Genomic DNA, 23,191 nt, shown 5'->3' on the forward strand with positions numbered 1-23,191 from the left:
ATCTTGGTCGATTGCTGTCTTACCGGGAGCCTCGTCCTACCTGGACACCGGCCTCCCACACCGCCCGTGACCTGCGCCGTCACGATGAAAATGGCTCATGGGAACGACAGTGAAAAACATGCGAAAGTCTGTGGTGGTCTTGGCGGTTCTGGCCATGGCCGCGGCGGGATGCGAGCAGGCCAGTGAGTCAAGCCCGTCTGCGTCCGAGTCGGCCACGCCGACGAGCGTGGCATCCGCCTCTGCATCCGCCGCCGCGTCCGCGCCCGCGGTGGCGGTCGACACGTCCATCAACGAGAAGCCGGTGGACGGTTCAGACGCCGCTGCCGTGAAGACGGTGGATGTCGCGGCGCAGCCGGCGGCCCAGGCCCCAGCCTCGGCGGGGGGATACTACAAGCTCAAGACCGTGTTCCGCGGTGAGAACGAGTGCCTGGAAGGCAACCGCGTCGACGGCAACTCAACCCTCGCCGGCGCCGCCTTCCAGAACACCTGCAAGGACGTTGACGGGCAGGCCTGGAGTCTCACCAAGCGCCCCGACGGCTACTACACGCTGCGGACGAAGTTCCTCGGCGAGCAGAAGTGCCTCGAAGGCAACCAGATCGCCGGGAAGGTCCTCGGCGGCGCCGCGTTCCTGGACACGTGCCGCGAGGTCACCGGACAGCAGTGGAAGCTGGTCAAGGCCGGAGACAACCTCTTCCGGCTGCAGACAAAGTTCCGGGAGAAGGAAGGCGAATGCCTGGAAGGTAACCGATTCGCGCCGACGTCCGTCCTGAAGGGTGCGGCGTTCACCGACAAGTGCCAGAACGTGACCGGGCAGCTCTGGTACCTCACCGCGATCCCTGCCTGACGACACCGCATTGACCGGAGGAGCCCGGACTGTTGTCCGGGCTCCTCCGCGCGGATGACGGTTTGCTCGCACGCCCCGGCGTCAGTCGAACAGGCCGTCGAGCGCCTTCTGTTCGAGATCGCGCCAGCGCTCGGCGTCCTTCAGCGCCTTGGCGATCTCCTTCTCGTCGAGGTGGTGGGCGCCCTCCTCGCGGATGCACGCGACGCTGAACGGCCCGCCGACCGACGGCGAGGTCCGCTCCAGCGCCTCCAGCACCCGTACCACGCCCACCACGCCGTACTCGACGGTGCGCGTGGTCATCCGGAAGTGGGACAGCAGCGCGCCGGCCTGCTGGGCCATGGGCGCGCCGGAGCCGATGGCGTGGAAGCCCACGTCCTCGTAGCGGCCGATCAGCCCGTTGGGGTTGATCTCCACGATCCACGGGCCGCCCTGGCTGAAGCCGGCCGCGAGCAGGTACGCCGACACCCCGCCGCCGGCGCCCTCGCCTGGTACGTCCGGGATGTAGTTCTCGTAGTGCTTCTTGAAGACGGGCAGGACGCGCTCCTGCAACTCGTCGCCGATGTCGGGTGCTTCGAGGATGGCGGTGGCCGAGTCCTGGAGGAGGGGGCGCAGGTCGTTGAGTACCCCCCGCGCACCGCTGCCGCCCCAGGCGGCGCAGTCGCCCAGCGGGTGCAGCTTCTGGGCGGGGAAGCTCAGACCGCGGTCGCTCTCGGTGATCTGGGAGTCGGCGCCGATCACCACCCCGTCTTTGCAGACAACGGCGAGTACGACGGTCATAGCGTCCTCCTGAGCAGGGGTAAGGGGTAGGGCGCGACGTACCCGCCATCCCGCCTGCCTACACCCCGACGAGTGTTGGCCCACTCGTGGCCGGACTACGGGAAGGCTGCCGCCCGTCGGCGGCGACGCGGTCGAGCGGCCGGCCGGATGCGTTACGGCGACGGCTCGTGGAAGTAGACGGTGGCCGACCACCAGTCACCGTCGGCAGTGATCTCGCTTTGAATGACGACGTCCTGGACCTCGATACCAGGCCGTTGCTCGATGCTGTCGGCGATGCGGCGTAGCAAGGCCGGGACGCTGTCCTGACCCGGTCCCGCCGGGTTGGCCTGCGAGAAGTGCTTGATTGTCCACGACGGCGGTTCGGACGGCACGACGGCAGTCTGCCAGTGCCTCTCTCCGAGCCTTTCGAGCCTCGTGAATGATCGTGCCGGCGGTTGCCAGGGCACGTGCTATCCGGCCTCGGTGAACAGTCCGGCGTAGCGGTCCAGGTACAGCGGCCAGCCCTCGTCGTGGCCGACGCCGTCACGAACCGACTCCCAACCCGGACCGTGCCGGTCCAGGTTGCGGTGCTCCAACTCGACCCGGGTGCGCTGCGGTGTCTCGGCGACGAACCGGACCTCGACCTCGCTGGCGTTGTCCAGATCCTGTTCGAGCTGCCATGCCGGGCTGATGTCCCAGCTGAAGACGAGCCGGTCCGGCGGCTCGAAGACGAGGATTCGCGCCCAGGCGCACTCACTGCCGTCCTCGGCGCGGTCGAAGATGTGCCCACCGACCTTCGGCTCGAACACCGTCTCCGCGATCGGCGACGACAGCAGGTTGTGCTCCTTCGGCTTGAAGTCGCCGAACCGCTCCGTGAATACCGCGAAGGCGCGCTCCACCGGCGCGTCGACCACGATCTGCCGCTGTACCACCGCATCCGTGCCACTCATGATTCCTCCTCGTCAGGGCGCTCGGCGACGTCCTTGAAGCCGTCCAACGCGCGGCTCCAGTAGGTGTCGAGCTGATCTCGTAAGGCGGCCACGCCGGCGGGATTGAGCCGGTAGACACGCTTTGTGCCCGCCGTGCGGTCCGTCACGAGGCCGGCGTCCTTCAGCACCCGCAGATGCTGCGACACCGCCGGCCGGCTGACCGGCAGCACCGCGGCCAGCTCGCCGACCGCCCGCGGCTGCTCCGCGAGACACGCGATGATCGCCCGCCGAGTCGGGTCGCCCAGGGCGTCCCATCCGTCCTCGGTTCGGTAAGTTCCCACGAACGGTAAGCTACGACTTACCATTGGCGTTCGTCAAGCCTGAAAAGCAGGTCACTGCTGCCACAGGAACGCCGCCGTCGAGCACGGCCGGCAGCGGAATCCGTACCCGCAGCCACCGCCACCGAAGTTGAAGCCGGTGCGGTGATCGTGGCCTTCCTCGAACTGGACGACGAACGACATGGGCAGGGCGCAGGCGGGACAGGTGGGCGTCTGGTCGAACTGGAGCCACGCCGGCAGTCCGCCGAGTTGCCCGAGGACGTCTCGCAGCGGTCGGCCGGACTCACCGCGCCAGCGCTCGCGCGCCTCGTCGTAGCCGTCGGAGTCGTGCATCGGCACGTACGTGACGGCGGACGTCTCGGCCGCCAGGACGGTGTCGCCCGGGGGCACGGCAGACGGAGCCAGCGCCCCGGAAGGGAAGACGAACGCGCGGTTGCCGCCGGCTGTCGCATCCCACTCGTCGCACAGGCCCGGATCGTTCTGGCACATGAAGATCGACAAGAGCGCGGCGTCGTCCGCGTCGATGTCGTCGAGCCGGACCTGGGCCAGGAACTGCATCGGTCCGTCGCACTCGTCGCACACCGGCCAGTCGAAGCCCGCAGGCACGAGCGGAACACCGCCGGTACGCGTGCCGGGCGCATCTGGCGCCGTGTCACCGTTGTAGATCATCAGAATCGTCACGCGGCGCAGCGTAGGGGAGTTGACGATCTCTCGCAGCGCTCAGATGTGCCCGGGTCCGTCCGGCACCCGGCCCGCAGCCGGGCGGCCGATCGGAGTCACGTCCGTTGGTAGCCTGACGCGTCCGTACGACAGATGGAGTCTGCCCGGTGCTCAGGATGGTGCTGCGGAGGCTGGGCGCGGCGGGCGCGGTCTGCCTGGTGGCTGCGTGCGGACCCTCGACTGCTGATCCAGCGGATCGTTCGGCGGGCGAAGCTGCCCCCTCCACGGCCCAGGCGACCGGCACGCCCACCACCGGGAAAGCGTCCGCGATTCCGGCGACCGGCGGCGCCGGCTACTCCGCGGCACTGTCGGCGCGGCTGGTGACCACGGACGCGCTACCACGAGGTTTCACTGTGGACATCGCGACGGTCATGGCTCCGGATGCGGGCCGGCAGCGCCCCGGCCCCGAGGTGCCCTGTGCGGACATGATTCCGCTGTTGTCGGCCAACCGGCTGACCGGTGCTCCGTCGGCGATGGCCGCCGCCACCGTCAGCTCTGGCGAGGGCTCCGATTACCCGTGGGTGGCAAGCGAAGTGCTCAGGACGTACGCCGACGACGGCGCCCGAGAGGCGATGGCGGACCTGCGGACGTTCATCGGTCGATGCCCTGCCGTCGCGTCACCGGGCCAGGACGGAGGCAGCTACCGTTTCGCGGTGGTACCGGGGCCGCGACTGGGCGACGAGAGCATGCGCGTCGACTCCAGCACGACTTCCGGATCGATCACCCTGGCATGGGACAGCATCCTCGTCCGGATCGGCACCACCCTGGTGGTCGTTCATGAGCAGGGCAACGAGCCCGGCGGCGACGATCACCTCCCCCGACTCGCCGAAGCCGCGCTCCGCAGCTACCAGACGACCGGACCCTGAACGCCCTCGGGCGGTCGGCGGCAGCTCACCTCGTCGCGCCACCCAACCACCTGGTCAGCGCATCCTCCAGCGTCTGCTGATCGTCACCCACCCAGGCCACGTGCCCGTCCGGCCGCAGCAACACCGCCGGCACGTCCAGCTCGTCGCCGGTGCCGGCGACGTGCCCGACCCGGTCGGCCCAGCCGTCCACCGACAGCTTCCCGGTCCCGTCCAGCAACAACCCGCCGCCGGTACGCATCAGCTCGTACAGGCGTCCCTCCCGCAGCGGTACGTCGCGCAGCCGCCGCCCGAGCAGCGCATGCCCCTCGCCGACGTCGTACCGGACGCTGATCGCTGTGACCTTCTCGATCAGGAAGCGGTTGACCTCGTCGAAGTCCATGAGCTGCGCCAGCATCTGACGCACGGCCTGCGGTCCGGGCTCGTTCGTGGTCAGCAGCATCTGCGCGCGGGTGTTCGTCAGCACGTCGGCGGCGACCGGGCGTCGCTCGGTCTCGTAGGTGTCCAGCAGGCCGTCCGGCGCCCAGCCGTTCACCGTCGCCGCCAGCTTCCAGCCCAGGTTGAACGCGTCCTGGATGCCCAGGTTGAGCCCCTGCCCGCCCAGCGGCGGATGGATGTGCGCGGCGTCGCCGGCCAGGAACACCCGCCCGACCCGGTAGTGCTCGGCCAGGCGGGTCGCGTCGCCGAACCTCGACAGCCAGCGGGGGGAGTGCACGCCGAAGTCGGTGCCCGCGTACGCGTGAAGTTGCCGCTTGACGTCGTCGAGCGTCGGCGGTGTCGAGGCCACGTCGGCCGCCGGTACGACCACCCGGAACACGCCGGGCCTGCCGGACGGCCCGAGTCCGAACCGCTTCTCGGTGCGGCGTACCTCGGTCATGATCGCGGTGATCTCGTCCGCGGACGCGGTCACCTCCATCTCGCCGAGCAGCGTGTCGATCGTCGACGGCTCGCCGGGAAAGCCGACGCCGAGCAGCTTGCGGACGGTGCTGCGCCCGCCGTCGCAGCCGACGGCGAACCGCGCCCGCAGCGGTGACGCGCTCTCGTCGTCGAGGTGGACTGTCACGCCGTCGTCGTCCTGCTCCAGCCCGGTCACCGCACTGCCGCGCCGGATCTCAGCGCCGACCTCGGCGGCGTGGTCGGCGAGCAGCCGGTCGGTGAGCGTCTGCGGGATGCCGAGGACGTACGGGTGTGCGGTGTCCAGGTCGGCGGGCGCGGGTTTGTCGATGCTGGCGAAGAACCCCCGGATCGGATGGGTGCCGCCGTGTTCGAGGAACCGCTCCAGCAGCCCGCGCTGGTCCATCACCTCGATGCTGCGGACGTGCAGGCCGAGCGAGCGCACGTACGGCGGCGGCTCGGCGTCGCGTTCCAGGACGAGCACGCCGACGCCCTGAAGGCGCAACTCGCTCGCCAGCATCATGCCGGTCGGCCCACCGCCGACCACGATCACGTCGAACACATCTTCCCCCGTGCCGAGTGTCAGGCGACCGTCCCCTTCGGCGGCACGAAGCCGCCGGAGAGGGCGCGGATGCGTGCCACGAGCGCAGCAACGATCGGCTGGTGGTCGAATCGACCATAGCCGCCGTGCCGGAACGCGCGGGCCTCGATGAACTCGCTGCCGCCGGCGCCGTCGTCGGGCACCCGTACCTGCTCAGCCATGGTCTGCTCCCGGTGGTCGGGTGGCCGGCGCTACAACCGCCGGGCAACCCCGGTCAGCCGCGGCGGAACGTCCGGCGGTAGGTGTCCGGGGGTACGCCGACGGTGCGCTGGAAGTGGCGGCGCAGCGTCGTCGCCGTACCCATGCCGGATGCCTCGGCGACGGCGTCGATGCCGTCGTCGGTGTTCTCCAGCAACTCCTGCGCCCGCCGGATGCGCTGCGTGGCCAGCCACTGCGACGGCGTGGCGCCGGTCGCGGCGGTGAAGTGCCGGACCAGGTTGCGGGTGCTCATGGTGGCCTGGCGGGCGAGGTCGGCGACCGTCAGCGGGCGGTCCAGCCGTGCCATCGCCCAGGGGAGCAGCGCGGCGAGCGGGTGGTCCTCGCGGGCCGGGACCGGTGTGGTGACGTACTGGGCCTGGCCGCCCGCGCGGTGCGGCGGCACCACCAGGCGGCGGGCGACGGCGTTGGCGACTGTGGAGCCGTGGTCGCGGCGGATCAGGTGCAGGCACAGGTCGATCGCGGCGGCCTTGCCGGCGGAGGCGAGCACGTCACCGTTGTCCACGTAGAGCACGTCCGGGTCGACCTGGACGCGTGGGTAGCGGGCGGCGAGCGCGTCGGTGTGCGCCCAGTGGGTGGTGGCGCGCAGCCCGTCGAGGATGCCGGCGGCGGCGAGGACGAACGCGCCGGTGCAGAACGAGACCATCCGGGCGCCCGCCTCGTGCGCGGCGCGGACCGCGTCGACCAGGTCGGACGGCGGCTCGGCGTCGGTGTCCTCGATCGCCGGGACGATCACCGTGTGGGCGCGGGCCAGGTGGTCCAGCCCGTGGTCGGGCGTGACCGCGAACCGGCCGACGCCGACCGGGCCGGGACCGCAGACCACCAGGTCGTACCAGGGGTCGGCCAGGCCGGTCGGGTCGCGCACGAAGATCTCGCAGGCCGCCGCCAGCTCGAAGTGCAGCATCCCGTCGGTGGCGGCGAGCGCTATCAGGGTCATGTCCGAAACTGTACGGGCATTGGCGTTTGCGCCACTGTCCCGGCTCTCGAATTCCGGCGAGGATCATTCCAGTCGATCTTCGAGGGGGAATGTCATGCAGGTGGCGGTGTTCGGGGCGTACGGGCACACCGGACGGTTCGTGGTGGCGGAGCTGCGGGAGCGGGGGTACGAGCCGCTGCCGGTGGGACGTGACGGCGGGAGGCTGTCGGCCGCGTTCCCGGGGGTGGAGCAGCGGGTGGCGTCGGTGGACGATCCGGCCTCGCTGGACCGGGCGCTGGCCGGGGCGGCGGCCGTGGTCAACTGCGCCGGGCCGTTCGCCTCGACCGCCGGCCCGCTGATCGAGGCCGCGTTGCGGGCCGGGATCCCCTACGTCGACGTGGCGGCCGAGATCGAGGCGAACCGGGACACGTTCGCGCACTACGCCGAGCGTGCCGAGGCCGCCGGAGTCGCGGTGGTGCCCGCCATGGCGTTCTTCGGCGGGCTCGGCGACCTGCTGGTCACCGTCGCGATGGGGGACTGGGCGGCGGCCGACGAGGCGCACGTCTCGTACGGGCTGAGCAGCTGGCACCCGACGGCCGGGACGGTCGCCTCCGGCGTCGTCTCGCGCGAGCGCCGCGACGGCCGGCGGGTCCGCTTCACCGACGGGCGCCTGGTGTACGCCGACGGCGACCTGCCCCGGCGGGACTGGGAGTTCCCGGCGCCGCTCGGTGTCCGGCCGGTGCTCGGCGAGTTCACCATGGCCGACGTGGTGACGGTGCCGAGCCACCTGGACATCCCGGAGGTGTGCACGTACATGACCGCGAACGCGGCAGGGGATCTGGCCGCCGGGGAGGCACCGGCCGCTGTGGACGAGCGTGGCCGGTCCGCGCAGACGTTCACCGTCGACGTGGTGGTGCGTTCGGGCGACGTCCGCCGGCGGGTGGTGGCCCACGGGCAGGACATCTACGCGATCAGCGCGCCGCTGGCGGTCGAGGCGGTCCACCGGATCCTGACCGGGCAGACGCGGGCGACCGGTGTCGCGTCGGCCGGCCGGATCTTCGACGCGCCGGACTTCCTGGGCGCGCTGTCGGCGCACCTCACCGTCGAGACGCCGTCGGCCGCCTGATGCCCCGTCGGCCTCCTGCATCCACGGCTACCGATTGACAATGTTTGGAATCCAAACTTACTCTCGCGCTGGGCGGGTGCGCGCCCCGCCTTCCCCGTCCACGCGCCCCACCCCACCACGAAGGAACCACCATGTTCCGCTCTCCCCGTACCGCCCGATTGCGGGTCGGCCTGGTCGCCGCGACCGCCGCGGCACTCGTGACAGGCACCGCCGTGATGGCGACGAACGCCCAGGCGGCGGCCGGCTGCCGCGTCACCTACACGACCGCCAGCCAGTGGCCCGGCGGCTTCACCGCGAACGTCGACGTGACCAACCTCGGTGACCCGATCAACGGCTGGAACCTGCGCTGGACGTTCCCGTCCGGCCAGCGGGTCACCCAGGCCTGGAGCGCCACAGTCACCTCCTCCGGCGCCGACGTCACCGCGACGAACGTCGGCTACAACGGCTCCATCGCCACCAACGGCAGCGTCTCGTTCGGCTTCAACGGCTCCTGGTCCGGCGCGAACACCGCGCCCACCGCGTTCTCCCTCAACGGTGTGGCCTGCACCGGCGGCGTCGGCGGGACCACCCCGCCGCCGACCACCACGCCACCGCCGACCACTCCGCCCCCGACCACCCCGCCGCCCACCACGCCACCGCCCACGACCCCGCCGCCCGCAGGCAACGCCATGGCCGCCGTCGCCGCCATGCAGCCCGGCTGGAACCTCGGCAACTCCTTCGACGCGGTCGGCGCGGACGAGACCGCGTGGGGCAACCCGCGGGTCACCGAGGCGCTGCTCGACAACGTCCGGGCGCAGGGCTTCAACAGCATCCGCATCCCGGTGACCTGGAGCAACCACCACGGCGCCGCGCCGAACTACACGATCGACGCGGCCTGGCTGAACCGGGTACGCGAGGTGGTCGGCTGGGCGCTCGCCGACGGCTTCTACGTGGTGCTCAACATCCACCACGACTCGTGGCAGTGGATCAACACGATGCCCACCGACCGCACAGGCGTGCTGAACCGCTACAACGCGCTCTGGACCCAGATCGCCGCCGCGTTCAAGGACTCCTCGCCGAAGCTGACCTTCGAGAGCGTCAACGAGCCGCAGTTCACCGGAAGCTCCGGCGACGCGCAGAACGCCACGCTCCTCAACGAGCTGAACACCTCGTTCCACCGCATCGTCCGTCAGTCCGGCGGGGGCAACGCCACCCGGCTGCTGGTCCTGCCGACCCTGCACACCTCCGCCGAGCAGGCCCGGGTGAACGAGCTGGTCAGCACGTTCAACACGCTCAACGACCCGAACCTGATCGCCACCGTGCACTTCTACGGGTACTGGCCGTTCAGCGTGAACGTCGCCGGCGGCACCCGGTTCGACGCGACGGTCCAGCAGGACCTGACCGACCAGTTCGACCGGGTCTACAACGCCTTCGTCACCCGCAACATCCCGGTGATCATCGGCGAGTACGGGCTGCTCGGCTTCGACCGCCACACCGGCACCATCGAGCAGGGCGAGAAGCTCAAGTTCTTCGAGTTCCTCGGCCACTACGCGCGTAGCCGCAAGCTGACCACCCAGCTCTGGGACAACGGCCAGCACTTCGACCGCACGTCGTTCGTGTGGAAGGACCCCGAGCTGTTCGCGCAGATCAAGTCGAGCTGGACGACCCGCTCCGGCACCGCGTCCAGCGACCAGGTGTACGTGCCGCGTACCGGCACGATCACCGCCAAGAGCCTGACGCTCAACCTGAACGGCACCACGTTCCAGGGGCTGCGCCAGGGCACCACCGACCTGGTGAACGGCACCGACTACACGGTCTCCGGCAGCACTCTGACGCTCACCGCGTCGGCGCTGACCCGGCTGGTCGGCTCCCGCGCGTACGGGGTGAACGCCAACCTCCAGGCCCGCTTCTCCGCGGGCGTGCCGTGGCGGATCAGCATCATCACGTACGACCCGCCGGTGCTGTCGAACGCCACGGGCACCACGGCGGCGTTCACGCTCCCGGCGCAGTTCCGCGGTGACCAGCTGGCCACGATGGAGGCGAAGTACGCCGACGGCAGCAACGCCGGGCCGCACAACTGGACCTCGTACAAGGAGTTCGACGTGACGTTCGCGCCGAACTACACCGGCAACACGATCGCGTTGAAGCCGGAGTTCTTCGCCGAGGTCAACGACGGCCAGCGGGTCACGCTGACGTTCCACTTCTGGAGCGGCACGAAGCTGACCTACTACGTGACCAAGTCCGGCAGCACCGTCACCGGCACGGTGAGCTGACCGCGACGGCACGGCTCGCGGCGGTGGGCGTCGACACCGCCGCGAGCCGTGCCCGGCACGAGTTTCCGCCGGACCGATGATTTCCGAGGTCGGCGCCGGTCGACAGAGGCATGAAGACGCTCACTCTCCAGACGCCCGAGGTCGACCTGGTCTACGACGTCCACGCCCCCGAGGCGGCCGAGGCCGGGCACCGCCCCTTGTTCATGATCGGCCAGCCGATGTGCGCCGACGGCTTCACCACGCTCGCGTCGTACTTCCCGGACCGCACAGTCATCACGTACGACCCGCGCGGGCTCGGCCGGAGCGTCCGCAAGGACGGCCGGAACGACTCACTGCCCGAGGTGCAGGCCCGGGACGTCCGCGACATCGTCGACGCCCTCGGCGTGGGCCCGGTCGACATGTTCGCCAGCAGCGGCGGCGCGGTGACCGCGCTCGCCCTGGTGGCCGCCTACCCGGACGTGGTGACCACGCTCGTGGCGCACGAGCCGCCGCTGGTCACGCTGCTCCCCGACGCCGAGGCGGCCGGACGGGCCATGGCCGCCTGCCAGGAGGCGTACCGGAAGAACGGCTGGGGTGCCGGCATGGCGGCGTTCATCGTCATGACGTCGTGGCGCGGCGAGTTCACCGACGACTACTTCGCCCAGCCCGCGCCCGATCCCGCCGCGTTCGGAATGCCGGCCGAGGACGACGGCAGCCGCGACGACCCGCTGCTCTCCGACCGGTCCGCGGCGGTCACCGTCTTCCGGCCGGACGCCGACGCGCTGCGCGCCGCGCCTACCCGGGTCGTGGTGGCGGTGGGCGAGGAGTCGGCGGACACCCTCACCGCGCGGACGTCGGTGGCCACCGCCGAGCTGCTCGGCGGACAGGCCGCGGTCTTCCCGAGCCACCACGGCGGGTTCCTCGGCGAGGGGATGGGCCACGCCGGGCAGCCGGAGGCGTTCGCGCGCCGGCTGCGGGAGATCCTCGACGCCTGACCGCGGCGTCGCCGCGTCGCGGATGCCCGCGACGGTCAGGCCCGGCGCACGTCGGTGACCATCGCCGGGTAGGGCCCGGCCGGTGTGCCGGGCCCGGCCTGGTCCGCGGGGACGACGTTCTCCATCCGCAGCCGCAGCGTGACCGGGTCGGCGGTGTCGAGGACGATCCGCCACCCCCAGCCGCCGCCGTACTCGGCGGTCAGCTCGACCGCCGCCCCGCCCGCCGCGCCGGTGAGCGTCATCGGGGTCGGCTGCTGGTGCCACGAGTCGCCCCACCAGGCGACGAGCGAGCCCGGCCGGTCGCCGGCGCCGACCACCAGCAGGCCGTCCTGCGGGCCGTCGTCGGGATGTTCCCACGAGTACGACACGGTGGTCAGGTGCCCGCCGGCCGCGGTGGCGACTGTGAGCGCGGCCGGCGACTCGGCGAGCGGATCGGCGGGCATCAGCCGGAAGCCGTTGGTGCCTGCCCAGGACCCGGTGACGTCGGTGAGAACCATCGTCCCAGGATAGGAGCCAACCCCGACAGCGCACGCCCGCCGCGCGTGCGGCGCGGCCCGACCTCGGATCTCCGGCAGGACGGGGTCAGGCGGAGAAGTCGTCGTCGGCGTCGCGGGCGTCCGCCTGGATGTGCTCGCCGGGGCGCTTGCCCCGGATCTCATCCTGTTCGCGTACCCGGTCCGCTTCGGCGTGTTCGTCCTGGTTCAGGTCACCGAGCCGCGCCCGGGCCGGACCGGCCAGGTCCTCCAGGTCGTTCTTCGCGCGCTCGACGCTCATTGCCGCCTCCCCGGATCGTCGCGTGGCGGCCCTCGCCGCCTGCCGAGGCGCGTCCCCGCTGACCCGGCCGGCAAACCGCCGCCACCGGCCGGGCGCCCGCCCGCCGTGCGGTCATGCGGGCGGCAGGGCGGTGATCAGGTCCTCGGCGTGCCGCAGCGTGTCGGCCAGCGCGTAGCGCGATCCGTCGTCCAGCGGGATCGAGCGGGCCTGCCGCACCAGCTCCCGCGCGGACTCCGGCTCGTCGAGTTGCAGCGCCAGCTCCGCCCGGTAGACCAGCGCCTCCACCTGGACGGCCGGGTCGTCGGCGGCATCCGGGCGGGCAAGCGCGCCGTCGAGGATCCGCGCGGCCTGCTGGGGATTGCCGCGAGAGTCCGCCTGCACCACCGCGTTCTGCAGCGTACGGGCCAGCCCGCCCCTGTCGTCGGTCTCCGCGGTATCGCTCCGGCCGACGAACCGGATCCAGTTGCCGCCGGGGTCGACGATGCTGAACCCGAAGTGGCCCTCCTGGTTGCGGCGGGGCCGGGGCCGGGTCATCCGGGGCACGCCGGAGACGAGCACCTTGCCGTACGTGGCACGCAGGCCGTCGGTGAAGGCCCGGTGGATGTCGACCAGGTCGTCCACCACCACCAGGCAGGAGCCGTACGAGTCGGCGGGATCGAACTGCGGCATCCCGAAGAAGTGCAGATGGAGATCCTCCCGCCGCAGTGTCAGGTACGGGTTCGGGCGCTCCTGCCGGTACGTGATCTCGAAGCCGAGGGCCTGGTAGAAGGGCGCCACGTCGTCCAGGGAGCGGCACGGCAGCAGCGGGATCGTCGTCTCGTTAGCCATGCTCCGAGCCTGGCGACCGAGGGCCGGCTCGTGCACATGGAAATGTCCGTTCGGCTCCTGGCGCCGTCCGAACGGACACGGGGGCCGGTCCGTAGTGGACCGGCCCCCGTGCGGGGTTTCGTTCGGGTCAGGGCTTCCAGGACCCGGCGGAACGGAAGCGGTGCTTGTATTCCACGACGCCGTTCTGGTCCTTCACGTCGAAGATGAGCTGGCCGCTGCGCTTGGAACCCTCGGGCAGGTTGTTGCCCGAGGTCATCAGCTTGCCGCAACCCGAGAAGGCGCCGCCGATGCCGCTCTCCTCGGTGCCGTCCGCAGCGACCCAGGTGAAGTAGAACGGGTTGATCGAGCCGGTGCCCTTGGTGATCTCGGCGGTCACGTCGGCGATCAGGAACATGCCGTTCTTCGGGCCGGGCATGACCTCGCTGCAGGCGGCGTTCCTGGTCCGGAAGTTGCCGACCGTGATCTCGATGGTGCCCCGGTCGTCGTTGACGACCAGCTTGTCGCCGGCCGGCATGTTGAACGTCTTGTCGTCGGTGTTGCCCGGCTGCGGCGTGCCGGTGGGAGCGCCCGTCGGGGTGTCACCTGTGGGCTGGCCGTAGGTGACGCCCGGGGTGGGCAGCGAGTCGATCGCCTCCTGGGTCTTCTTCGCGCCGCTGTAGATGGCGAAGATGCCGCCACCGCAGCACAGCAGCAGCAGGATCACCGCGATGATGCCGACAGTGATCCAGATGTTCTTGTTCGACTTCTTCGCCGGCGGTCCGAAGGGCGCTCCGGGCGGCGGCGGGTACGCGCCACCACCCGGCGGCGGGTAACCACCCGGGGGCGGATAGCCACCCGGCTGCTGGTACTCGCCGCCCGGGGGCGGGTACGCCGCACCCGGCGGCTGGTACTCGGACCCCGGCGGCGGGTACGCACCGCCCGGTGGCTGGTACGCGGCACCCGGCGGCTGGTACTCGCTGCCCGGCGGCGGGTACGGCGCGCCCGAGACGGGCGGCTGCGGCGCGTCCGAGGGCGGCGGGTAGGGCGAGCCCGACGTCGGAGCGGGCGGTGGCGCGTACGGGTTGCCCGGCACCGGCGGCATCGGGGCGGTGGGGAACGCCTGCGTCGGCGGTTCCTGCGGCTGCTGGTTCGGGTCCGGTGACCCGGACGGAGGCTGAGGGTGGCTCACCGTACTCCTTGGGCGCCTTCGGGATTTTCAGTCGGAACGACGGTACAAGCCGGGCACAACCCGCCCGGCAGTGCCTCATCGACGAAGCAGGACGGCCGCGGTGCGGACCAGGTCGTCGTCCACGGCGAACCGTCCGGTCACCGCTGACGGTGGATCGGGCACCGGTGCGGCGGCGAGCCGGGCCGGGGCGATGGCGGCGTGGAAGGTGCCCGCCTCCGGGTCCAGCGTGACGTGCGCGTCGGCGAAGCCCAGCCACGTGCCGACGAGCGGGTGCCAGACCTTGTAGACGGTCTCCTTCGCGCTGAACAACACGGTCGGCCAGGGCGTGCCGGGCGGCAGCCGGGCCAGGTCCGCCTCCTCGTCGGGGCGGCACACCTTCCGGCGTACCCCCGGGGAGAGCGGCCGGTAGCGCTCGGCGTCGATACCGACGGCGCGTACGTCGGTGGCGCGGGCGGCTGCCGCGGCGCAGTAGTCGCGGGTGTGGGTGATGGCGCCGACCACGCCGGGCGGCCAGATCGGGGCCCGGTCGGCGCCGGCCGGTACCGGCGTGGCGGGCAGGCCGAGCGCGCCGAGTGCCCGGCGGGCGCAGACCCGCCCGGCGGTGAAGTCTCGGCGTCGGCCGGGTACCGCGCGCTCACCCAGGGCGGCCAGCTCGGCCGGGAGCAGCTCACCGGCCCAGTCGGCCGCGTCGGCCACCGCCACGGCGACCTCGGCCGGGAGCAGATCACGCACGAGAGGTGGATGACGGGGACACGCGGTGAACGTACCGTAACGCTTGGGCGTGCCGCTGCGCTGAAGGAATGTTGCGGGGAGGCAACCGGTCCATCACCACCATTCCTGACTCGGAAGGAGCGGCCGATGACGCCTGGCGCGGAGGTTTCGGGAAGTACCGGCGGCGAGCACGTGCCGGTGACCCCCGACTGGACCTGCGGCTCGTGCGGTGACGACTGGCCCTGCGCCACGAAACGTCATCATCTGCTGCGCGAGTACCAGGTGGACCGGGCGTCGTTGAGCGTCTATCTCGGGTCCTGCCTCGCCGCGGCGACGCAGGATCTGCGCTCCGTGCCGGTCACCGCGCTCCAGGACCGGTTCATCGGCTGGGTGCCGCGCGGCCCGCGTATCGCCGAGGCATGAGCGCGTCCGGTGGCCGCCGCGTCGGGTTCGCGGCGGCCACCGGCTGCGGTCCTCAGGGGCGGCGCGGCCGCCGGGTGAGCCCGAAGCCGACCACGCCGGCCACGGCGGCGAGCACGCCGCCCACTGTGGTCCACACCCAGCGCGATCCGGCCTCGGGGAGCCACCCGGTCAGGTCGGTCTCCTCGTCGGCCACCGGCTCGGGCGTCGGCTCGGCGCTGAGCACGGTGCCGGCCCTGGTGTTCGGCACCAGCGGCGCGGCCAGTTCGCCGTCGTCGCCGGACGCGCCGCCCTCGTCGGTCGCGCCGACGAGCATCTCCACGTCGATCGGCAGGCCGAGGTCGGGTTCCGGCAGATCGGTGACGGAGAGCCGGATGTAGTAGGTGCCGGGCAGCGGGTCGCCCGACCAGGGCTCGGCCCACGGCCGTACCCGGCGCAGCGTGCAGCCCAGCGCGACGCTCGTCGCCGACGCGCCGGCGGTCGGGGTCTGCGCGCCAGCGGTGCACGCCTGCCGGCGGCGCAGCCCGTCGAAGACGTCGACGGTCCAGGTGGACGCGCCGCTGCGTGGCTTCGGGAACGTGACGGTGGCGGTGACCTCGTGCACCTGCCCGGCGTCGGCGCGGAACGACCAGTACAGGTGGTCGCCGGTCGACGCGCCCACCTGCACCGGCTGGCCGGCGGTGACTGTGGTGGCGGTGAGGAACGAGGTGCCCGCCTTGGTCACCGTGGTCGCACCCGGTGACGGGCTGGGCGCGGCCAGGGCCGCCGCCGGGGTGAGGGCGAGTCCGGCGGCGGTGATCGCCGCCGCGGAGCGGATCAGCGTACGCATGCTCAGTTCACCCTCCACGTGTGCACCCACCAGCGGGTGAGCAGTCCGGCGACCAGCCCGGTGAGCAGTCCGGCGAGCGCGAGCAGGAGCAGCAGCACCCAGCCGCGGCCCAGATCCGGCCCGTCCGGCGCGGGGGAGGCGGCCACCACGTCGACTGTCAGCTCCACCGGCATGCCGGGCCGGGCCTGGGTGCCGGGCTTGGCCGCGAACGAGTTGCTGACCACCAGGCAGACGGTCCGTACGGGCTGCTCCGCGCCGGCGCTCGGCTCCGGGCTCGGCCCGTCCTCCTCCTCGGCGGCCGACCAGCGCAGCCCGGCGGAGACCACGTCGGTACGCCCGCTGCCGGCGTCGACGCCCCGGACCAGTTCCCGCCCGTCCGGCGCGGTGGCGCGCAGCAGCACGCCGTAGTCCGGGTTGACCGGCCGGTCCAGCGCGACGCTCACCGAAGCGCGCAGTTCCTGCCCGGGACGCACCGGCACCCGGTACCAGCGGTGCTCGGAGAACGCCTCCCGGTCGCTGTAGACGCCGGGGGCGAGCAGCGGCGCGCCCTCGCACGCCGTGCCGCCGCCGACCACAGCCGGAGCGGCGGTGTACGTGTCCCGGGCGCGGTCGACGAGCTGCTTGATCCGGCCGGTCAGCTCGTCGGCGCTCTGCGCGGCGGTGTAGGTGCCCCCGGTCGCGCCGGCGATGCAGAGCAGCTGCTTGCGTACCTTCTCGTCCGGCGCCAGGCCGAGCGTGTCGACCACCAGGCGGGTGCCCTGGGCGGCCAGCTCGCGGGCCACCTCGCACGGGTCGGGCGGCGCGCAGGTGTCCTCACCGTCGGTGATCAGCACGATCCGGCGGGCGGTGCTGCCGGTTCCCAGGTCCTGCGCGGCGGAGCGCAGCGCCAGCCCGACCGGTGTGAAACCGGTCGGTCGCAGCCCGGCCACGGCGGCCTTGGCCTGGGTACGGTCCACCGGGCCGACGGGCACGATCTGCTGGGTGTCCAGGCAGCCCTGCTTCTTGTCCTTGCCCCGGTAGGTGGCGCCGAGCACCCGGATGCCGAGCTGTGTCTCGTCCGGCAGGGCGTCGACCACCTCGTTGAACGCCTGCTGGGCGACGGAGATCCGGCTGCGCCCGTCGATGTCGCGGGCCCGCATCGATCCGCTGACGTCGAGGACCAGCTCGACCTTGGGTGGTTCGGCGACGGGCTCGGTGGTCTCGTCGTCGGCCCCGGCGGGGCTCGGCCCGATCAGCGCGGCCGCCGCCAGCAGTCCGATGAGGACGGCCGTCGATCGTCTCTTGTTGATCACCGGGCGAAGTGTAGTGAGATCCACTTTGGAAGATCATCCGGGTCGGAGGTGCCCGCCGGAGGCCCGTCTCCGGCGTCCGCCGGGGCCGTCACGGTCGCGCTCGGCCACCCACCGTTAGCTGCACCATGTAAACCTTTCGGCCGGTGGTGCACTCGTCGGAAATCTGACCGGCCCGCACCCGTTGTGCCGTTGCCGGAGTGTGGTTAAGCTCTGTCTTGCGCGCCCCAATCGCCCGCTTCCCCCGTGGCAGGCGATCGGGGCGCGCTTCTTTGTGCCCCGGCGCCGCGCAGTGCCCGGCGCCCCGCGTCAGATCCAGCGGCCGTCCAGCCACATCCGCGCCGACCAGTCCGCGTACGGCAGCACCCGGCCCACGAAGATCGGGTAGAAGTAGGCGAAACAGAGCGCCACGAGCAACACGTACGCGCCCGCGATGATCCCGCCCACCAGCCGGCGGTCGTGGACCTGTTGCGGGTCCGGTGGCGCGGCCGTGTTCGACACCGGCGCCGGGGTGGCGATCGCGCCGAGCACGTAGACCACCGCCAGCACCAGGAACGGCACCGCCGGCGCGGCGTAGAAGGAGAACATCGTCCGGCCGTCGAGGGCGAACCAGAACCAGGGCAGCAGGCCGGCGGCGGCGCTGAGCAGGATCGCGCCCGCCCGCCAGTCACGCCGGGCCAGCCCGAGCCAGGCGGTCGCGGCCAGCGCCGGCAGGAACGACCACCACAGCAGCGGCGTACCCAGCAGCAGCACCTCCGAGGCGCAGCTCGGTGCGCCGCAACTGCCGTCGCCGGACCAGTGGAACGCCACCGGGCGGCCGAGCAGCAGCCACTGCCAGGGCCAGGACTGGTACTTGTGCGGGTCGTCGAGCTGGGTGTGGAAGCCGTACGCCGCTTTGTGGTACTCCCACAGGTTGATCAGCGCGCCGATGATCGGGGTGTCGCTCAGCTCCGGGTTGTTCGGGTAGCGCTCCGCCAGGCGGTAGTAGCCGTCCTGGCCGAGCAGCCAGCCCGACCAGGTCGCCACGTAGGTCACGAGCATCAGCACGCCCGCGGCGAGCAGCCACGGCAGCTCGTCGAGCACGGCGTCGCGCCACGGCCGGCGTACCCCGGACGAGCGGCGGACGCCCACCTCCCAGAGCAGCACCAGCAACGCGAACGCCGGTACGAAGTAGAGCGCGCTCCACTTCACCGAGCAGGCGCAGCCGAGCAGCACACCTGCTGCCAGCCGCCACCACGGCCAGTCCCGCCAGCCCGACGACGGACGGCCGGCCCGGCCCGGCTGCGTCGGGTCGAGCCCGCCCTCCAGCGCCCGCGCCCAGCGCCGCCTCCGGGCGTCCCGGTCGAGCACCAGCGCGCCGAACGCGGCGAGCACGAACAGCAGCAGGAAGATGTCGAGGATGGCCGTGCGGGACAGCACCAGGTGGTAGCCGTCGAGCGCGAGCAGCAGGCCGGCCGCGCAGCCGAGCACCGTGGAGCGGAACATCCGCCGCCCGATACGGACCAGCAGCAGCACCGACAGCGTGCCCGCCACCGCCGCTCCGAACCGCCAGCCGAACTCCGGCGAGGTGGTGATCAGGTGGCCCGGCACCGAGACGCCGCTGTCCGCGTCCTGGTAGCCGAAGGCCCACTCGCCGATGCCGATCATCCACTTGCCCAGCGGTGGATGCACCACGTACGAGGGGCCGTTGTCCTTGTAGTTCCACTCGAAGCCGCGGTCGATCAGCCCGTACGCGTCCTTGGCGTAGTAGGTCTCGTCGAAGATCTTCCCGGGCGGGAAGCTGAGCCCCACGAAGCGCAGGATCGCCGCGACGGCCACCACCACCGCTGTCGCCAGCCACGCCTGACCTCGACCGATGCGATCATCGACGGTGGCGAGCCGGCGCCGCACGGCGGCGGGAAGCCCGCGCCCGGCGCCGTCGCCCCGGTCGGTGGTGGAAGGGTCCGGGTTCGCGCTCTGTGCTGTCGACGCACTCGTCACCCGGCGATCGTAGGCTGCGAGGGTGCCCGGTGGCGTCTCTCGTCTCCGAAATTGGTACGACCGTCGATGAGGGAGCGCACGCCGTGGGGGAAATGTCCGAGGTAGGGCGGCTCGTGTTGCTCGGCGCGCCGCTCGGCAACCCGGCCGACGCGTCCGCCCGGTTCCGCGAGGTTCTGGCCGCCGCCGACGTGGTCGCCGCCGAGGACACCCGGCGGCTCACCCGGCTGGCCCGCGACCTGGACGTGACTGTGCCCGGCCGGATCGTCTCGTACTTCGAGGGCAACGAGGAGCGGCGTACCCCCGAGCTGGCCGAGGTGCTCGCCGCCGGCTACACGGTCGCGCTGGTCACCGACGGCGGCATGCCGAGCGTCTCCGACCCCGGCTACCGGCTGGTCCGGGCCGCACTGGACGCCGGTGTGCCGGTCACCGCCGCGCCCGGGCCGAGCGCGGTCACCACCGCGCTGGCACTGTCCGGGCTGCCCTGCGACAGGTTCTGCTTCGAGGGCTTCCTGCCGCGTACCCCCGGCGCCCGCCGCTCCCGGCTGCGCGCGCTCGCCGCCGAGGACCGCACGCTGGTGTTCTTCGAGGCGCCGCACCGCATCACCGGTGCGCTCGCCGACCTGGCCGAGGCGTTCGGCAGGGACCGGCCCGCCGCGCTCTGCCGCGAGTTGACCAAGACCTACGAGGAGGTCGTCCGCCGGCCGCTCGGCGAACTGGCCGAGTGGGCCGCCGAGGGCGATCCGCGGGGCGAGATCACGCTCGTCGTTGCGGGCGCACCGGCCACGCCCGCGGTCCGGCCGGACGACGAGACGCTGCGCGCCGCGGTGGCCGAGCGCGAGGCGGCCGGGCTGTCCCGCCGGGACGCGATCACCGAGGTCGCCACCGCGTACGGGCTGCGGCGGCGCGAGGTGTACGCCGTCGTGCACAGCTGAAAGGAAGGGCCCCTTCTTAACGCCTGCGGTAGAGGAAGGGCCCCCTCTTAACGCCTCACCTCACCAGGCGGCGGCCAGGAAGCCGACGGTGATCAACGCCGGCCCGGCCAGCGCCAGGCCGACCGCCCAGTGCCGCTGCCGTTCGTCCGCGAGCCGGGTCGCCCCGGTCCACCTGGCGATCCCGGCGGCGCAGCCGGCCACCAGGGCCAGCCCCAGCAGCCAGCGCAGGTGCCGTCCCACCCCGGTGTCCGCGTAGGCGGTGGACCCGTCCGGCCCGGTCATCCGCGCCCGCAGCGAGCTGCCGGTGTCGGTGCGCCCGGCCGGTACGCCGCTGACCCGTACCCCGTGGGCCTGGAACCGGTCGCCGTCGGCGGAGAAGATGCCCCGGCAGCGCTGGGTGAGCCCGCCGCCCGCGCACTCGGTGATCATCACGGTGCCGCCGGTCGAGTGCCCCACCGCCAGCCAGAACGGCCCGGCGCTCACCCAGGCGAAGAACGCGGCGAGCAGGCTCAGCGTCAGCAGCACGGCCAGCCCGGCGGGCGGGCTCGGCGGCGCGGCCGGGCGGGCGCGTTCCCGTCGCGCCGAGGGGCGGCCCGGACGTGGGCGCGGCTCGTCGCGCAGCGGCGTGCCGTCCCAGTGCACCTCCTCGATCGGTGCCCAGCCGCCGGACGGGGCGGCCTCGCGCTGCCAGCGCGGCTGGCGTACCGGCACCCGGCTCGGCACCGCGTCCACCGGCGCTCCGGTGGTCGGCTCCACCTCCACCGGCGGGTCCGCCGGGTCGAGCCGTGGCTGGGGAGCGACGGGCCCGCCGGGCGGCGTGGGCCGCGCCGCCCGCCGCGTGGCGGCCGCCGACGGCTCGGGCGCCGCTGGTCTGCTGGTCACGATGTTCATTTCACACCGGTACGTCTGGCTTGTCGGGCAGCTCACGCCGCGTGTCGGCGACAAATCGGACGTACGGTCGGAGCGCGCACCCCATTGGTTCGCGGCACGCCCACGGCAATCACTAGGCTTGCTGCTCATGAGTCACGTTCTCGCCGCGGTCGCCTGGCCCTACGCCAACGGCCCGCGCCACATCGGCCACGTATCCGGATTCGGCGTTCCCTCCGACGTCTTCTCCCGGTACATGCGGATGGCCGGTCACGACGTGCTCATGGTCTCCGGCACCGACGAACACGGCACCCCGATCCAGGTGCAGGCCGACGCCGAGGGGGTCACCCCGCGCGAGCTGGCCGACCGCTACAACCGGGTGATCGCCGAGGACCTGCGGGCGCTGGGCCTGTCGTACGACCTGTTCACCCGCACCACCACGCGCAACCACTACGCGGTGGTGCAGGAGCTGTTCACCGGGCTGCACCGCAACGGCTACATCGTCCCGAAGGTCACCACCGGGGCGATCTCCCCGTCCACCGGCCGGACGCTGCCCGACCGCTACATCGAGGGCACCTGCCCGATCTGCGGCTACGACAGCGCGCGCGGCGACCAGTGCGACAACTGCGGCAACCAGCTCGACCCGATCGACCTGATCGACCCCAAGTCGAAGATCAACGGGGAGACCCCGGAGTTCGTCGAGACCGAGCACTTCTTCCTCGACCTGCCCGCCCTGGCCGACGCGCTGCGGCAGTGGCTGGACACCCGCGACGGCTGGCGCCCGAACGTACTGCGGTTCTCCCGCAACCTGCTCGACGACCTCCAGCCCCGGGCCATCACCCGCGACCTGGAGTGGGGCGTGCCGATCCCGCTCGACGACTGGCGCGACCGCCCGGACAAGCGGATCTACGTCTGGTTCGACGCGGTCATCGGCTACCTGTCCGCGTCCATCGAGTGGGCCCGGCGCACCGGCGACCCGGAGGCCTGGCGCAAGTGGTGGTCGGCGGACGGGGAGGGGAAGGACGCCCGCTCCTACTACTTCATGGGCAAGGACAACATCGTCTTCCACTCGGTGATCTGGCCGGCGCTGCTCGGCGGCTACTCCGGTGAGGGCGCCCGCGACGGCGAACCGGGCGAGCTGGGCCGGCTCAACCTGCCCACCGAGGTCGTCTCCAGCGAGTACCTGACCATGGAGGGACGGAAGTTCTCCTCCTCCCGCAAGGTGGTCATCTACGTCCGGGACTTCCTGGAGCGCTACGACGCCGACGCGCTGCGGTACTTCATCGCGGTGGCCGGCCCGGAGAGCAACGACACCGACTTCACCTGGGCCGAGTTCCTGCGCCGCAACAACGACGAGCTGGTCGCCGGCTGGGGCAACCTGGTCAACCGGTCCGTGTCGATGGCGGCGAAGAACTTCGGCGCGATCCCGCCGGTCGACCCGGCCGGGCTCACCGAGGCCGACCAGGCGCTGCTGGACATCGCGAAGGCCGGCTTCGGCGTGGTCGGCGACCTGATCGCCCGGCACCGGCAGAAGCAGGCCATCGGCGAGGCCATGAAGGTCGTCGCCGAGGCCAACAAGTACCTCTCCGAGCAGGCGCCCTGGAAGCTCAAGGGCGAGGACGAGAAGCCCCGCATGGGCACCGTCCTGCACGTCGCGCTCCAGGTGGTCAGCGACGCCAACACGCTGCTCACCCCGTTCCTGCCGCACTCCGCCCAGAAGATCCACGAGCTGCTCGGCGGCACCGGCGTGCACGCGCCGATGCCCGTCATCGAGGAGGTCGACGACCTCGACGGCGGGCCGTCGTACCCGGTGCTGACCGGTGACTACACGGTCGGGGCGCGCTGGGAGTCCGTACCCCTGGAAGTGGGCCGGCCGCTCGCGGCGCCGAAGCCGGTGTTCCGCAAGCTCGACCCGTCCATCGTCGAGGAGGAGCTGGCCCGCCTGGCCGGCTGAACACGCGCGC

The 23,191-nt window shown here is 72.1% G+C and carries 25 protein-coding genes; 8 read left to right on the top strand and 17 right to left on the bottom strand.

The window, feature by feature from the left end:
* Positions 1–118: 118 nt before the first annotated feature.
* Positions 119–844 carry an RICIN domain-containing protein gene (locus IF06_RS0125605; protein WP_013283919.1) on the top strand — a complete coding sequence of 242 codons (726 nt, stop codon included), beginning with the start codon at positions 119–121 and terminating at the stop codon, positions 842–844.
* A gap of 81 nt (positions 845–925) precedes the next feature.
* Here the strand turns inward: IF06_RS0125605 and IF06_RS0125610 are convergent, their stop codons facing one another.
* The 5 genes from IF06_RS0125610 to IF06_RS0125630 form a co-directional block, all read right to left on the bottom strand.
* The gene (locus IF06_RS0125610; protein ID WP_013283920.1) at positions 926–1,621 is read right to left on the bottom strand and encodes a 20S proteasome subunit A/B; all 696 of its coding nucleotides are present in this window, start codon (positions 1,619–1,621) and stop codon (positions 926–928) included.
* Positions 1,622–1,773: 152 nt separating this feature from the next.
* Entirely contained in the window at positions 1,774–1,992 is a 219-nt protein-coding gene (locus IF06_RS0125615; protein ID WP_013283921.1) for a hypothetical protein, read from the bottom strand.
* Between the two features lie 78 nt (positions 1,993–2,070).
* Positions 2,071–2,550, bottom strand: a complete 480-nt coding sequence (locus IF06_RS0125620) for an SRPBCC family protein (protein WP_030274045.1) — start codon at positions 2,548–2,550, stop codon at positions 2,071–2,073.
* Positions 2,547–2,894 (bottom strand): ArsR/SmtB family transcription factor, encoded by a 348-nt coding sequence (locus IF06_RS0125625; protein WP_013473924.1) that lies wholly within the window; start codon positions 2,892–2,894, stop codon positions 2,547–2,549. Before IF06_RS0125625 ends, IF06_RS0125620 begins: the two co-directional genes overlap by 4 nt.
* A 27-nt stretch (positions 2,895–2,921) precedes the next feature.
* The gene (locus IF06_RS0125630; protein ID WP_030274049.1) at positions 2,922–3,548 is read right to left on the bottom strand and encodes a DUF1963 domain-containing protein; all 627 of its coding nucleotides are present in this window, start codon (positions 3,546–3,548) and stop codon (positions 2,922–2,924) included.
* Between the two features lie 146 nt (positions 3,549–3,694).
* Between IF06_RS0125630 and IF06_RS0125635 the strand changes: the two genes are divergently transcribed.
* Positions 3,695–4,453, top strand: coding sequence for a hypothetical protein (locus tag IF06_RS0125635; protein WP_030274051.1), 759 nt, complete (start codon positions 3,695–3,697; stop codon positions 4,451–4,453).
* A 25-nt stretch (positions 4,454–4,478) separates the two neighbouring features.
* Here the strand turns inward: IF06_RS0125635 and rox are convergent, their stop codons facing one another.
* From rox to IF06_RS0125650, 3 genes are read right to left on the bottom strand one after another with little or no spacing between them, the layout of a single operon-like run.
* A complete protein-coding gene (gene rox / locus IF06_RS0125640) occupies positions 4,479–5,906 on the bottom strand; it encodes a rifampin monooxygenase (RefSeq protein ID WP_030274053.1) in 1,428 nt (475 codons plus the stop codon).
* A gap of 20 nt (positions 5,907–5,926) precedes the next feature.
* On the bottom strand, positions 5,927–6,106 hold the full coding sequence (locus tag IF06_RS0125645; RefSeq protein WP_030274055.1) for a hypothetical protein: 180 nt from the start codon (positions 6,104–6,106) through the stop codon (positions 5,927–5,929).
* A gap of 53 nt (positions 6,107–6,159) precedes the next feature.
* Positions 6,160–7,098, bottom strand: coding sequence for a helix-turn-helix domain-containing protein (locus IF06_RS0125650; protein ID WP_030274057.1), 939 nt, complete (start codon positions 7,096–7,098; stop codon positions 6,160–6,162).
* Positions 7,099–7,192: 94 nt separating this feature from the next.
* Here IF06_RS0125650 and IF06_RS0125655 point away from each other — a divergent pair, with 94 nt between their 5' ends.
* The 3 genes from IF06_RS0125655 (at position 7,193) to IF06_RS0125665 (ending at position 11,429) form a co-directional block, all read left to right on the top strand.
* The gene (locus tag IF06_RS0125655) at positions 7,193–8,203 is read left to right on the top strand and encodes a saccharopine dehydrogenase family protein (protein WP_030274059.1); all 1,011 of its coding nucleotides are present in this window, start codon (positions 7,193–7,195) and stop codon (positions 8,201–8,203) included.
* 131 nt (positions 8,204–8,334) lie between these two features.
* Positions 8,335–10,455, top strand: coding sequence for a cellulase family glycosylhydrolase (locus IF06_RS0125660; protein ID WP_030274061.1), 2,121 nt, complete (start codon positions 8,335–8,337; stop codon positions 10,453–10,455).
* A 110-nt stretch (positions 10,456–10,565) separates the two neighbouring features.
* Positions 10,566–11,429: an alpha/beta fold hydrolase gene (locus IF06_RS0125665; RefSeq protein ID WP_030274063.1), complete on the top strand. Its 864-nt coding sequence runs from the start codon at positions 10,566–10,568 to the stop codon at positions 11,427–11,429.
* A gap of 35 nt (positions 11,430–11,464) precedes the next feature.
* Here IF06_RS0125665 and IF06_RS0125670 read toward each other — a convergent pair whose 3' ends face one another.
* The 5 genes from IF06_RS0125670 to IF06_RS0125690 form a co-directional block, all read right to left on the bottom strand.
* Complete coding sequence (locus IF06_RS0125670) at positions 11,465–11,926, bottom strand: hypothetical protein (protein ID WP_030274065.1); 462 nt, start codon at positions 11,924–11,926, stop codon at positions 11,465–11,467.
* Positions 11,927–12,011: 85 nt separating this feature from the next.
* The gene (locus tag IF06_RS0125675) at positions 12,012–12,203 is read right to left on the bottom strand and encodes a hypothetical protein (RefSeq protein ID WP_013283933.1); all 192 of its coding nucleotides are present in this window, start codon (positions 12,201–12,203) and stop codon (positions 12,012–12,014) included.
* Positions 12,204–12,314: 111 nt separating this feature from the next.
* Positions 12,315–13,031 (bottom strand): hypothetical protein, encoded by a 717-nt coding sequence (locus IF06_RS0125680; protein ID WP_030274067.1) that lies wholly within the window; start codon positions 13,029–13,031, stop codon positions 12,315–12,317.
* Between the two features lie 127 nt (positions 13,032–13,158).
* Entirely contained in the window at positions 13,159–14,199 is a 1,041-nt protein-coding gene (locus IF06_RS0125685) for a hypothetical protein (protein WP_030274069.1), read from the bottom strand.
* Positions 14,200–14,274: 75 nt separating this feature from the next.
* A complete protein-coding gene (locus tag IF06_RS0125690) occupies positions 14,275–14,931 on the bottom strand; it encodes a 4'-phosphopantetheinyl transferase family protein (RefSeq protein ID WP_030274071.1) in 657 nt (218 codons plus the stop codon).
* Positions 14,932–15,057: 126 nt separating this feature from the next.
* Here IF06_RS0125690 and IF06_RS0125695 point away from each other — a divergent pair, with 126 nt between their 5' ends.
* Positions 15,058–15,333 carry a hypothetical protein gene (locus IF06_RS0125695; protein WP_013283937.1) on the top strand — a complete coding sequence of 92 codons (276 nt, stop codon included), beginning with the start codon at positions 15,058–15,060 and terminating at the stop codon, positions 15,331–15,333.
* A gap of 52 nt (positions 15,334–15,385) precedes the next feature.
* On the opposite strand, the gene IF06_RS0125700 is transcribed toward IF06_RS0125695, so the two are convergent.
* The 3 genes from IF06_RS0125700 to IF06_RS0125710 all read right to left on the bottom strand — a co-directional run bounded on the left by IF06_RS0125700 (position 15,386) and on the right by IF06_RS0125710 (position 19,428).
* Positions 15,386–16,159, bottom strand: coding sequence for a hypothetical protein (locus tag IF06_RS0125700; protein WP_013283938.1), 774 nt, complete (start codon positions 16,157–16,159; stop codon positions 15,386–15,388).
* Positions 16,160–16,161: 2 nt separating this feature from the next.
* Complete coding sequence (locus tag IF06_RS0125705) at positions 16,162–17,451, bottom strand: VWA domain-containing protein (protein ID WP_013283939.1); 1,290 nt, start codon at positions 17,449–17,451, stop codon at positions 16,162–16,164.
* Between the two features lie 306 nt (positions 17,452–17,757).
* Positions 17,758–19,428 (bottom strand): dolichyl-phosphate-mannose--protein mannosyltransferase, encoded by a 1,671-nt coding sequence (locus IF06_RS0125710; protein WP_013283940.1) that lies wholly within the window; start codon positions 19,426–19,428, stop codon positions 17,758–17,760.
* 92 nt (positions 19,429–19,520) lie between these two features.
* Here IF06_RS0125710 and rsmI point away from each other — a divergent pair, with 92 nt between their 5' ends.
* Complete coding sequence (rsmI, locus tag IF06_RS0125715) at positions 19,521–20,360, top strand: 16S rRNA (cytidine(1402)-2'-O)-methyltransferase (RefSeq protein ID WP_030274076.1); 840 nt, start codon at positions 19,521–19,523, stop codon at positions 20,358–20,360.
* 60 nt (positions 20,361–20,420) lie between these two features.
* Here rsmI and IF06_RS0125720 read toward each other — a convergent pair whose 3' ends face one another.
* Positions 20,421–21,251, bottom strand: a complete 831-nt coding sequence (locus tag IF06_RS0125720; RefSeq protein WP_232236769.1) for a hypothetical protein — start codon at positions 21,249–21,251, stop codon at positions 20,421–20,423.
* Positions 21,252–21,378: 127 nt separating this feature from the next.
* Here IF06_RS0125720 and metG point away from each other — a divergent pair, with 127 nt between their 5' ends.
* Positions 21,379–23,181 (top strand): methionine--tRNA ligase, encoded by a 1,803-nt coding sequence (gene metG / locus IF06_RS0125725; RefSeq protein ID WP_030274078.1) that lies wholly within the window; start codon positions 21,379–21,381, stop codon positions 23,179–23,181.
* Positions 23,182–23,191 lie beyond the last annotated feature (10 nt).

This window comes from Micromonospora globosa (genome assembly GCF_000717585.1).
GTDB lineage: Bacteria > Actinomycetota > Actinomycetes > Mycobacteriales > Micromonosporaceae > Micromonospora > Micromonospora aurantiaca.